Raw genomic sequence first — 11,770 nt, 5'->3', positions numbered from 1 at the left:
ACTCCGGTAGCCGTCCAGCCAGGCGCCGAGCAACGGCAGGTGCGGCCAGTGCGGTCCGACCAGGGCGACCCCGACGAGGTACGGCAGGAGCAGCATCGCCCAGGCACCGTGCTGTGGCGGCAGGTACTGCCGCAGCATCCGGCGGTACGCGGGAGCTGGGCCCGTGCTGGCGGCGACGGCGGCGGTCATGGTCGTCTCCTCCGGTCGACCGCGCCCGTGGTGGCCATCGTGGGCGCGGTCGGCTCGGTGGCCGTGGCGGCCGGTTCGACGGTGGCCGACGCTGCCGGACAGAGCCGGACCACGCAGGCGGTGGGCGCGCCGAACGGTTCCAGGACCGCGTTGCCGGGTGCCGCACCGGCCTGCTCCAGAGCACCGCGTACGACGCCGAGGTGCAGCCAACAGATGGCGTCCGGGTTGCGGTGGACAAGTTCGAGGAACGGGCAGACCGTCAGGTGGATCTCGGTGCGGTCGGCACCGGTGGATCGTGCGACGGGGGCGAACCCCAGCCGGTGCAGGACCGCGAGCAGCGTGTCGAGCGGGCTGCCGCCGGGCGGAGCCGCCGCGGCGAGACGGCGTCCCCAGTCGTGGCCGGCGCGGGCGGCCGCAGCGCGGGCGTCCGTGCGGCGGCGGCCCAACTGGTCCAGCAGCGCGGCGGCAAGCTCCCGGTACGGTGCCGGTGCCGGTGCCGGTGCCGGTGCAGCCGTTGTCCGGTAACGCCAGGCGGGCCGACCGGGCTGACCGCCCGTGGCCCGTGCCTTGACCAGCAGGCCGGCGGCGACGAGTCGGTCGAGATGGTCGCGCACGGTGGAGGGGTGCAGGCCGGTTCGGGCGCCGACCTCGGCGATGGTGACACCGCCGGCGGCGGCGCGGACCAGCTCCAGCATCGACGCCCGGCTCGCGGTGCCCAACGCCCGGTGTCGGGTGGTGTCGACGATCTCGCCGGCCGGACCGGGCCCGTGGTGGTCGCTCACACTGACCGACGTTACAACGGCGAACGCCGTGAAAACCGGGGCGTCCCGGACCCGGGATCCGGGACCTTCGGCCCGGTCACGGCCCGTTTCCCGATGGCAGGATGCCGCCTCAGATCTGCCGCAGCACCCGCGCGGGGTTGCCGACAGCCAGGACGTCCGGCGGGATGTCCCGGGTGACGACCGCGCCGGCACCGACGACGCTGTTCTCGCCGATGGTCACGCCCGGGCAGACGATCACGCCCCCGGCGAGCCAGACGTTGTCGGCGATGGTGATCGGCCGGGCCGATTCCAACTTGTCTCGGCGCGGCTGCGGCTCGAGCGGGTGTGTCGCGGTGAGCAGTTGCACGTTCGGTCCGAGTTGGCAGTCGGCACCGATGTGGATCGGTGCCACGTCCAGCGCCGTCAGGTGGTAGTTGACGAAGGTGCGGGCACCGATGTGCAGGTGCTCGCCGTAGTCGACGTACAGTGGCGGCCGCACGACCACGTCCTCGCCGAGGCTGCCGAGCAACCGGGCCAGGATGGCGCGGGCAGCCGCCGGCGGACCGTCGACGCTCGCCCGGTGGTAGGCATGTGTCAGCGCGACCGCCCGGGCCGCGATCCGGGCGCTGTGCGGATCGTCGGCGACGTACAGGTCGCCGGCGAGCATCCGCTCCCGGCTGGTGCGCGGGTCACCGGCGAAGTACCCGGCCGCCATGGGCCGTCACCGCCTCACCGAGTGCCCGCTCGATCCGCTCAGCCCCGGCGGCCAGCGAGAAGACCCGGTCGTAGTAGCCGCGGGCGGCCTGGCCGAGCAGGTCGAGCTTGTCCCGGCCGAGGTCGCAGGCCTCGCGCAGGGCAGCGGCGATCGAGTCCGGATCACCGGGTCGCGCGGTGATCCCCGCGCCGCTGTCGTGGGCCACTCTTGCGGCGTCACCATCGACCGCGACCAGGATCGCCCGCCCGGCGGCGAGGATGGCCGGCACCTTGCTCGGCATGGTGTACGCCGACATGCCCCCCGGCCGCAGGCTCACGTAGTGCACGTCCCCGGTCGCCATCAGCGCGGGCATCCGGTGCCGGGGCAGCTGGCCGAGGAAGCGGACGTTGCGGGCGCCGGTGGTGGCGGCGAGTTCGCGCAGCCGGCGCTCGGTGGTGCCGCAGCCGGCGATCAGGCACACGAAGCGGGGATCGTCGACCCGGGCGCAGGCCTCGATCAGCGAGTCGAGGCCCTGCGCCTCGCCGAGCGCCCCCGCGTACACGCAGACCAGCTGGTCGGTGCGGAGCCCGAGTTCGGCGCGCAGGTCCCCGGGTCGGGCCCGGCCGGTCTCGTCCGCCCACATCGGCAGGTGCACGAGCTTGTCCGCCGGCACCCCCCTGCGGGCGAGCAGGTCGCCGGCGCTGGGTGAGACGTACCCGATCCGGGCGGCGCTGCGGTACATCGCGGCGCACCAGCGGGCCATCCCCCGCTCGACCAGCCGCAAACCCGGACCGGTGCCGATGAAACCGCTGGCCACGGCGCTGTCCGGCCACATGTCCAGGACGTGGAGCAGGACCGGCACCCGGTGGACGTAGCGGATGAACCACATCGGCAGCGCCACGGTGATCGGCGAGTTGCCCACCCAGAGGACGTCGAGGCCGCGCAGCGCGTCGGTGCCGGACAACAGCGCGGAGGCGGCGAACGACCCGTAGTTCGCGAGCCGGCGTACCGCGTGGTGGTCGTGGCTGGGGTAGAGCGCGACCCGGCGGATGTGGACTTCGCCGTCGTCCTCGTCGTGCCGGCGGGCCATCCGGAAGCCGGGTGCCAGCTGACCGGTCGGATAGTTGGGGAATCCGGTGAGTACCCGGACGTCGTGGCCGCGACGGGCCAGGGCGCGGGCGAGCATGCCGGGCAGGGCGGCCGGGCCCGGTTCGGGGTCGAACCACTGAGTGAGCAGGCCGATGCGCAGCTGGGCGGCCCCGGCAGCCGGCACGCTCGACCGAAGGCCTGTCCGGAGTCCCACGGTGTTCTGCATGTAGTACGCATATCACCGCTTATGTCATTAAGACCGGCATATAGGTTTAACTGAGGTCAAAGCTGCTCTGATGCAGCAGAGGACATGACCAGGATTCGCTATTGACGAAAAACCCGCTACGCCACCTTTTAGGCGATATGGTCGCGTTCGACGTGATCCCAGGTTCCCTGCGGCTGGTCCGACGGGAGTGACAGGACTAAGGGGCAGTGGTGCTTCCCTCACTATCGGACAGACGCTTCCTGATCACCGGAGGCACCGGATCGTTCGGGCAGATTATGGTCTCCCGGCTGCTCGACGCGGGCGCCGCCGAGATCCGGGTGCTCAGCCGGGACGAGTCCAAGCAGGACGCAATGCGCCATCGGCTCGGCGACGAGCGGATCCGCTACTACGTCGGCGACGTACGGGACTACGACAGCGTACTCAAGGCCGCCCGGGGCACCGAGTTCGTCTTCCACGCCGCCGCGCTCAAACAGGTGCCCTCCTGCGAGTTCTTCCCCCTCGAGGCGGTGCGCACCAACGTCCTGGGCAGCGCCCACGTCGTCGAGGCCTGCGAGCGGGTCGGCGTCGAGGCGTTGGTGCTGCTGAGCACGGACAAGGCCGTCTACCCGGTCAACGCGATGGGCATGACCAAAGCGATCATGGAAAAGGTCGCCCAGGCACACAGCCGCAACAGCCCGGCCGCCCGGACCCGGGTCTGCTGCGTGCGCTACGGCAACGTCATGTACTCCCGTGGTTCGGTCATCCCACTGTTCATCGACCAGATCCGCCGGGGCGGGCTGCCGACGGTGACCGAGCCGACGATGACCCGGTTCCTGATGTCCCTGCCGCAGTCGGTGGAGCTGGTCGAACACGCGTTCCGGCACGGCCAGTCGGGCGACGTCTTCATCCGCAAGGCGGACGCCTGCACGATCGGCGACCTGGCCGAGGCGCTCTGCAACCTGTTCGGCGTGCCGGCGAAGTTCCACGTCCTCGGCATCCGGCACGGCGAGAAGCTCTACGAGACACTCGCCAGTCGCGAGGAGCTGTCCCACGCCGAGGACCTGGGCGACTTCCTGCGGGTGCCGGTCGACAGCCGCGACCTCAACTACGCCCTGTACGTCGACGAGGGCGACCTCGACAGCGGCGGCCTGGCCGACTACAACTCACACAACGCCCGGCGGTTGACCGTACCGGAGATCGAGTCCCTGCTGTTGACCCTGCCGGAGGTCCGGGCGCAGGTCGACGCCCTCGCCCTGACAGCGGTGCCCGCGTGAGCGGGGCGGGCGGCGACCGGACCCGACCCGACCTGGTCCCCCGGCGACGTACCGTGGCGACCGCCACCGCACCGGCCGTCCGTCGGGTACTGATCGTCGGCGCCACCGGGATGCTCGGCCACACGCTGCTGCGTGAACTCGCCGACGCACCCGAGCTGGAGGTGCACGGGGTCGTCAGGAGCCTCGACGGTCGGGAGCACCACTACCCGACCGAACTGCTGCACCGGATCACCAGCGGCGTCGACGCCACCCGGTTCGACCAGGTCCGCGCCGTCATCGACGAGCTCCGGCCGGACGTCGTGGTCAACTGCGTCGGCGTGATCAAACAACGGCCGGACGTGCAGGACGCGGTCCCCACCGTGACCCTCAACGCGCTGCTGCCGCACCTGCTCGCCGACGCCGCTGCCCGACACGGCGGCCGGCTGATCCAGGTCAGCACCGACTGCGTCTTCTCCGGCAGCCGGGGCGCCTACGTCGAGCACGACCTGCCGGACCCGCCGGACCTGTACGGCCGGTCGAAGCTGCTCGGCGAAGTGACCACCGGCAGCGCGCTCACGCTGCGTACCTCGATCGTCGGTCACGAACTGACCACCCGACGGTCGCTGGTGGACTGGTTTCTCGGCCAGTCCGGTCAGGTGCGTGGCTACACCCGGGCGGTCTACAGCGGAGTGACGACGGTCGAGCTCGCCCGGCTGTTGCGTACCGTCGTGCTGCCCCGCCCGGACCTGACCGGGCTCTACCACGTGGCCGCCACGCCGATCACCAAGTACGACCTGCTGCGACTGGTCGCCGAGGTCTACGAATGGCAGGGCGATCTGGTGGCGGAGACCGAGTTCGTCTGCGACCGGTCGATGCGGGCCGACGCGCTGGCCGAGGCGACCGGATACCGCCCGCCGGACTGGCCGGACATGATCCGGACGCTGCACGCCGCCCGCGCCCGCTGGTCCGGCGCACCGCTGCCGACGGACAGGCAGCAGATCCCGGCCTGACCACGCACCGACAGACCGCTGGCGACGAGCCGGCCGGCCGCAAGCCGAAGGACGACAAGTGGTAGACCGTGTGAGCCAACTGGCGAGTCTCGTCGGCGCGGCGTGCCTCGTGGTGGTCACGATCATTCTCGCCATGCACGACCTGTTGATCGCGTGTGCCGTGGCGGCACTGCTGCTGCTGGTCGGCTGTGCCTGCCGGATGGACGGCTGGCGGGCGATGCTGGCCCTGACGATAGGCCTGCTGGTCGCCGCCTCGTCGGACGTACAGGCGCTCGTCGACGCCAGCTTCTATCCACGGTACGTCGCAGTCGGCATGCTGGTCGTCTGGCTACTGTGTGTACGACGCCCGCCGTCGGCCCGGTTCACCCCGTGGACCGCGACGTTCGCCGGTGCCCTGTGGCTGGTCGCCGGGCTCGCCACGGTGAGCGCGACCTGGTCGATCGTCGCGCTGGAGACCTTCCAACGCGGCGTCGCGCTGCTGCTGCTGGCCGCGCTCGTGCACCTGCTGATCCGTCGCCGCTGGCCCGACCGCACGGTCATGCTGGCCGACCTGCGCGTCATCTACCTGGTGCTGAGCCTGTCCGCCGTGGTCAGTCTCGGCTACGGGCTCACCGACGGCACGTTGGCGGCCGCGCTGTCCGGCAGCCAACGGTTCCAGGGGCTGTACAACAACCCCAACATGCTCGGCATGGTCTGCGCGTTGACGATCCCGCTCGGCTGGGCGGTCCACCGGCAGACCCGCCGGCCGGTCGACCTGCTCGGCATGGTGCCGGCCGCGGGCGCGCTCGTGCTGTCCCAGTCCCGCACCGCGCTGGTCGCCGTCGCCGTCGGGGCCCTCTGGGTGGTGCTGCGCCACGGTATCGGCCCGGTGACGCGACTGGTCACCGCCGCGGCCGCCGGGCTGCTCACCGCCTACCTGTTCAACCTGCTGCCCGCCGTGGCCGCCACGCCGTGGATGCAGCAGATCGTCGCGCGGTTCACCGCCCAGGAGGATCTGTCCAACGGCCGGATCGCCATGTGGCAGGCGACCGTCGACCTGTGGTGGCAGAACCGGCCGGCGCTGGGGTTCGGGTACGCCTCCCGCGACCACCTGACCCAGCTGACCAGCTACGAGAGGTTCCTCGGACTGGACATCGGCGTCGTGCACAACAGTTACCTGCAGCTGCTGCTGGAGCTGGGTCTGGTCGCGGTCGTACCGCTGCTGATGCTGCTGCTGGCCGTGTTCCGCGCCGCCGTACGGGCCCCGGTCACCCGGATCAACTCGGGCCTGATCTGGCTCATCGTCACCGGACTACTGATCCAGATCACCGAATCGGCCATGTTCGGCACCGGGCAGACCTATCCGTACGTGTTCTGGCTCGCCGTCGCGGCGGTGCTACTGCACCTGCCGACCGACCGGCGGACCGACGACGACACCGGGGCGCCGACACCGCGACGGCGGCCGACGCACGTCCGGGTCGGCACCGGGCCGGTCGATCACCGGCCGCGCCCGGCCCGCACCGGCGGGGACGCTCCCGCCGGAGGGTCCCGACGGCACCTGCCCGCCCTGCGCTGACCGCCGCCCCGGTGGCCGACGCGCCACTGTGGCCGACGCGCCCTGGGCCGCCGGCTCAGCGGCTCAGGGCCGCCGGCTCAGCGGCTCAGGGCCGCGCGTCGCCGCCGGTCACGAAGGGAGCGACCCGGTCCCGCCAGGCGCGGTGGTCGAAGGAGCGACGGGCCCTGGACCGGGCGGCACGACTCATCGTCGCCCAGTCCGTGTCGTCCAGTCCCAGGGCCCGCTCGACCCCCCGGCGTACGTCGTCCGGGCCGTTGCCCGCCAGCACCAGCCCCTCGACCCCGTCGTGGATGTAGTCGGCCAGGTCGCTGGTGTAGTTGAGCAGCACCGGGCAACCGGCGGCGAGGCTCTCCGGCACCTTCGACGGGAACCCGTTGGCCGCGTATCCGCCAGTCGGGCGAACGAGCATCGAAAAGTGCGACCCGGCCAGCAGGTCCAGCACCGACTGCCGGGGTACCCGGCCGAGGAAGGTCACCTCGGCGCAGAGTCCGTCCAGCACCGCCGGATCCAGGTCGGACAGCCGGGCGGCGTCGGAGCGGGTGATCCCGGCGATGGTCAGGTGCACCCGACGCTGCTGCGCCGGGGTGAGCCGGCTGATCCCACAGAGAATCACGTGGAGCATGTCCTTGCGGCCAGGCGTGCCGGCGTACAGCAGACGCAGCCCGGCGGCCAGCGACGGCGGCCGTGGTGGCGTGAACTCCGCGCAGTCGACCTGCGGCGGCACCACCAGCACCTGCAGGCCGTGCCGCCGCAGGTAGCCGCCGAGAGTGGTGGAGACCACGGTGGCGCGGCGGACGAGCCGCGTCGCCAGGAACGTCGACCAGCGGTGGCGGACGAAGTACGGGTCCCGCCAACCGCGACGGAACTGACGGCGGTCGTGACGTTCGCTGGCGTCGACCACCACCGGGGCGCCCAACGCCAGCCGCAGCACCGCCCAGTTGCCCAGGGTCAGCATCGCCATCGGCAGCAGCACCACCGAGACGTCGCCGCGCCGCACCTGGCGGGCCCGCAGGACCCGCAGCACCCGCACCGGGCGGGCCAGTCGGGCCGACATCCGGCTGAGACGGGTCCGTCCCCGCACCCGCAGGGTGACCAGATCGATACCGGCCACCTCACCGCACGCGGCCGGAAAGGGCAGCTCACAGGGCCAGTCGTTGACCACCAGGGTACGCACCCCGGCCGGGGCCGCGCAGCGGGCCAACTGCAACAGGCGGTTCGAGGTGGCGTCGCCGTGCGGGAAGGCGTACGCACCGATCAGCAGTGGACGCGGCCGGCCCGGTACGACGGCGTCGGCGTCGGCCTCGGGCACTGACGCCGGCGCCTCTCGGCCGGGCGCGATGGTCTGGTCGTGCATCTGTCTCACCATTTCGAATCGGCCGGCGGCCGCAGCCGGCCGCCGGGGGACGCAGGGTGCCGGCGGGCCGGCCGCCGCCGGTAGATCGCCAGGTGGGTGGCGGCCGCCGTGTCGATGGCGAAGACGCTGTCGGCGAAACGTGCGACGGCCGTCGCGGTGTCGGTCGCCGCCGTGTACGCCGCAGCGGCCTGGGCCGCCGCCGCCCACTGCGACGGCGGCGCGTCGATGTCGACGACGGAGACGCCGGGCAGGTGCCCGCTGATGAACCGAACGCCGGGCAGATCCGCCGCCACCGTGCCGATCCCGAGCGCGACCGGTTCCAACACCCCGCCGGGCAGCCCCTCCAGGCAGGACGGATGGATCACCACGTCGGCCTGGCGCAGCAGACCACCGACGTCGTCGCGGGCACCCAGCAGGTGCACCCGCTCGGCGACGTCGGCGGCGGACGCCGCCGCCGCGACCCGGGCGTCGTCGGCGGCGTCGCCGGGGCCGACCAGCACGGCGTGCGCGGACACCCCCCGGGTCCGCAGCGCCGCGAGGATCGGCGGGAGCAGCCATCGCCGTTTCTCGGCCGAGGCCCGACCCACGCTCACACAGACCAGGTCCCCGGGGCGGGCACCGATCGCCGCCCGCAGGTCCAGCGGACTCGGCCGGCGCAGCCGCTCGACGTCGAGTCCGTTGAGCACCACCTGACAGCGGGGGTCGGTGTGCCAGTCGCTGCGGTAGCCGACCCCGAGCGATCCGGGTGAGACGCCGAGGATGTCGGTGGCGCAACCGCGCAGGAGCCGGCCGCAGATCCACCGGGACACCCGGCGGGGCAGGCCGCGACGCTGGTCGTCGTCGCCCCGGAAGTGCCCGACGCGCACCGGCACCCCGGCGAGCCCGGCCAGGGCGAGCGGGACCCCGGAGAAGTTGGCGCAGTCGACGTGCACGGCGTCCGGCCGTAGCCGGCGCAGCAGGCGGTGGAACCGGGCCGGGAACCGGGCGTCGAGTGGTACGGCGGTGACCGAACCGCCGTAGCGGGTGATCGCCCCGGACAGTGGACCGGGGCCGACCTGGTCGGCCAGCGTCACCAGGTGCACCTCGATGCCACCGGCGGCCAGAAGGGGCAGCAGTTCGGCGGTGCGCGTCTCGGTGCCGCCGAAGTTCAGTTCACCGACCACCCGCAGCACCCGGCGGGCACCGTCGGGGCCGCTGCCCCCGACACCGGAACCGATGATCGTGCGGTCAGCCACGGACCCGGACATCGGGTTCCTCCTCGTCGACGGCGGTACGGGAACCGACGGGGCCAGGGACGCCACCGGTGTCGGCAGCGGCGACGGTGCCGGCTGCGGTCAGAGCGCGCCGGTAGCCGACCACGGCGGCCGGGCAGAGCGTCACCAGGTAGGCCACGCAGGCGGCCACCGGCACGGCGACCAGCCCGAAGCGGTGCACGCCCCACACCTTCAGCCCGGTGGCCAGCAGCAGGAACGCCGCCCAACCGACGAACTGCGGCCGGAGCAGGCCGACGCTGTTCTGCACGAGCATCAGCGGAGAGGTCACCGCCACCACGAACGACCAGCAGGCCAGCGCGGCGAGCACGGTCACCGGAACGATGGCGCGGTCGACACCGCCGACCCACAGGTCGACCACCCGGTGGCCCCAGCCGACCAGCGCCAGTCCGGCCCCGCCCACGACCGTGCCGTAGAGCAGCATCATCCGGCGGGTGTGCCGGCGGACCCAGGCCACCTCGCCGTTGCTCAGCGCCGCGCCGTTGACCGGCCAGACCGTCATCCCGACGAGTCCGACGAACACCGACAGGACGCCGAACAGCTTGGCGACGACGGCGTAGTGTGCCGCCACCGTCAACCCCAGGACGTTGGCGACCAGCGGGCTGTCCACGTTGAGCGCGATCGACGAGATCGTGGTGAGAACGAAGAACCGCAGGCCCAGTCGGAGCAGTCCGGCGGCGGTCGTCCGGTGCACCAGCCGCGGCGAGGGTCGTGTCACCGGCCGCTGGACGCCGAAGTAGACCATCGTGTTGAGCAGGTTGACCGTAGGGACGGCGAACACCGCGTAGGCGATGACCACCACCGGCGGCCACCCGGCAGCGACGGCGACGAGCACCGCCACCATGCTGGTCAGGGAGCCGGCCGACTGCCAGGCGCTGCTCTGGGCGACCTGGCCGGCGGCGTACTGGACCCGCTGGACGAGGGCGAACGGGATGTTGATCGCGAACGCCGCGAAGCAGAGCCCGACGACGGCCGCGGCCTCGGCGGCGACAGCCGGGTCGGTGACCCCGAACAGCCGGTCCCACGGCACGAGTCCGACGACCACGGCCAGGCCACCGAGCAGGGCCAGGGCCACCGCGCCGACGGTGGCGAATGCGCTGGAGATCTCCCGGGCCTGCTGTCGTACGTCGGCACCGAGGTGGCTGAGCCGGGTGAGCAGGCCGTTGCCCAGGCCGAGATCGGCGAACCAGGCCATCCCGGTCAGCGCGGTCACGGCCATCCACAGTCCGTACCGCTGATCGCCGAGGTAGCGGAAGCAGACCGGGGTGATCACCAGCGGCGCGGCCATCCCGACCGCGCGGGCCGCCATCGCCGTGACGATGCCGACGGTGACCGCGCGGTCCCGACCGGGCCCGGCGGGCCCCGACGGGCGGTCGGGGGCGGCGACCGGCCCGGCGGTGGTGCGGCCGGGCGCTGTCGTCGTCACCGGGTGGTGGCGGTGCCGGCGTCGCGCCGTCGGGCCATCCAGTCGATGGTGGCGCGCAGCCCGTCGAGCCGGGCCACCGGCACCAGGTCGGGGAACAGTCGCCGCAGGGTGGTGTTGTCGGCCAGCGAGTGCGGCACGTCACCGGTACGCGGTGCCTGGTGTTCACGGGCCACCTCGCGACCGAGCAGTGTGCCGATCTCGTCGAGCAGCTGCAGCAGGTTCGCCCGGGCACCGAAGGCGAGGTTGACCGGGTGCGGGTGGTGCACCCGGCGGCGCAGCGCGTCGAGGATGACGTCGCAGACGGTGCCGACGTAGGTGAAGTCGCGCGACTGGGTGCCGTCGCCGTGGACCACGGCCGGTTCGCCACGCAGCGCAGCGTGCACGAACCGGGGAATGACGGCGGCGTAGGCGTGGTCGTGGCGCTGCCCGGGGCCGAACACGTTGAAGAACCGCAGGGCCAGCGTGGGCAGCCCGAACGACGCCTGGTGGGCCAGGGCGTACGCCTCGGTGGCGAGCTTGCTCGCGGCGTAGGGGCTCATCGGTCGGGTCCAGGTCAGCTCCGGTTTCGGCAGGGCCGGGTTCAGCCCGTACACCGACGAGGAGGAGGCGACCAGCACGTGCTCGACGTCGTGGCGTCGGGCCGCTTCGAGCACCATCAGCGTGCCGGTGGCGTTCGCATGGTGGGAGGCGACCGGGTCGCGTAGCGACCGGGGCACGCTGGGCAGCGCGGCCAGGTGGACCACCGCCTCGCGGCCGACCATCGCGGTGGCCAGTGCCGCCGGGTCCAGGATCGACCCCTCGACGAATTCGACGTCGAGGCCGTCGAGGTTGCCGCGCAGTCCGACCGACAGGTCGTCCAGGACGGTGACCTCCTTGACGGCGGGTTCGCCCAGGGCGGCGCGGGCCAGGTGGCTGCCGATGAAACCGGCGCCGCCGGTGATCAGTATGCGCATGGTCAACCCC

General features: G+C 72.5%; 9 protein-coding genes and 2 pseudogenes. 3 read left to right on the top strand and 8 right to left on the bottom strand.

Going from position 1 to position 11,770, the window contains the following annotated elements:
• Nucleotides 1-6: 6 nt before the first annotated feature.
• From ACN28F_RS30580 to ACN28F_RS30565, 4 genes and pseudogenes are all read right to left on the bottom strand, one after another.
• Nucleotides 7-189, bottom strand: a pseudogene (locus ACN28F_RS30580) (YwiC-like family protein); the annotation flags it as partial.
• A gap of 80 nt (nt 190-269) precedes the next feature.
• Nucleotides 270-971 (bottom strand): annotated as a pseudogene (locus tag ACN28F_RS30575) (helix-turn-helix transcriptional regulator); the annotation flags it as partial.
• A 109-nt stretch (nt 972-1,080) separates the two neighbouring features.
• Nucleotides 1,081-1,665, bottom strand: coding sequence for a sugar O-acetyltransferase (locus ACN28F_RS30570; RefSeq protein WP_289205901.1), 585 nt, complete (start codon nt 1,663-1,665; stop codon nt 1,081-1,083).
• A complete protein-coding gene (locus ACN28F_RS30565; RefSeq protein ID WP_289205900.1) occupies nt 1,640-2,917 on the bottom strand; it encodes a glycosyltransferase family 4 protein in 1,278 nt (425 codons plus the stop codon). The genes ACN28F_RS30570 and ACN28F_RS30565 overlap by 26 nt, the downstream gene beginning before the upstream one ends.
• 251 nt (nt 2,918-3,168) lie before the next feature.
• Between ACN28F_RS30565 and ACN28F_RS30560 the strand changes: the two genes are divergently transcribed.
• Genes ACN28F_RS30560 through ACN28F_RS30550 form a run of 3 tightly spaced genes read left to right on the top strand, consistent with a single transcriptional unit; the run spans nt 3,169 to nt 6,756 of the window.
• Entirely contained in the window at nt 3,169-4,212 is a 1,044-nt protein-coding gene (locus tag ACN28F_RS30560; RefSeq protein WP_289205899.1) for a polysaccharide biosynthesis protein, read from the top strand.
• Nucleotides 4,209-5,201, top strand: coding sequence for a dTDP-4-dehydrorhamnose reductase family protein (locus ACN28F_RS30555; protein WP_421360949.1), 993 nt, complete (start codon nt 4,209-4,211; stop codon nt 5,199-5,201). Before ACN28F_RS30560 ends, ACN28F_RS30555 begins: the two co-directional genes overlap by 4 nt.
• 58 nt (nt 5,202-5,259) lie before the next feature.
• Nucleotides 5,260-6,756 carry an O-antigen ligase family protein gene (locus ACN28F_RS30550; protein WP_421360948.1) on the top strand — a complete coding sequence of 499 codons (1,497 nt, stop codon included), beginning with the start codon at nt 5,260-5,262 and terminating at the stop codon, nt 6,754-6,756.
• An 85-nt stretch (nt 6,757-6,841) separates the two neighbouring features.
• On the opposite strand, the gene ACN28F_RS30545 is transcribed toward ACN28F_RS30550, so the two are convergent.
• The 4 genes from ACN28F_RS30545 to ACN28F_RS30530 are packed head-to-tail and all read right to left on the bottom strand — an operon-like array spanning nt 6,842 to nt 11,760.
• The gene (locus ACN28F_RS30545; RefSeq protein WP_289205896.1) at nt 6,842-8,110 is read right to left on the bottom strand and encodes a glycosyltransferase; all 1,269 of its coding nucleotides are present in this window, start codon (nt 8,108-8,110) and stop codon (nt 6,842-6,844) included.
• A gap of 5 nt (nt 8,111-8,115) precedes the next feature.
• Nucleotides 8,116-9,357, bottom strand: a complete 1,242-nt coding sequence (locus ACN28F_RS30540) for a glycosyltransferase (RefSeq protein WP_421360946.1) — start codon at nt 9,355-9,357, stop codon at nt 8,116-8,118.
• Nucleotides 9,338-10,807: a lipopolysaccharide biosynthesis protein gene (locus ACN28F_RS30535; protein ID WP_289205894.1), complete on the bottom strand. Its 1,470-nt coding sequence runs from the start codon at nt 10,805-10,807 to the stop codon at nt 9,338-9,340. The genes ACN28F_RS30540 and ACN28F_RS30535 overlap by 20 nt, the downstream gene beginning before the upstream one ends.
• The gene (locus tag ACN28F_RS30530; protein ID WP_289205893.1) at nt 10,804-11,760 is read right to left on the bottom strand and encodes an NAD-dependent epimerase/dehydratase family protein; all 957 of its coding nucleotides are present in this window, start codon (nt 11,758-11,760) and stop codon (nt 10,804-10,806) included. The genes ACN28F_RS30535 and ACN28F_RS30530 overlap by 4 nt, the downstream gene beginning before the upstream one ends.
• Nucleotides 11,761-11,770 lie beyond the last annotated feature (10 nt).

Origin of the sequence: Solwaraspora sp. WMMA2101, from assembly GCF_049179175.1 — a bacterium.
GTDB lineage: Bacteria > Actinomycetota > Actinomycetes > Mycobacteriales > Micromonosporaceae > Micromonospora_E.
This window is presented reverse-complemented; position numbering and strand designations above follow the sequence as displayed.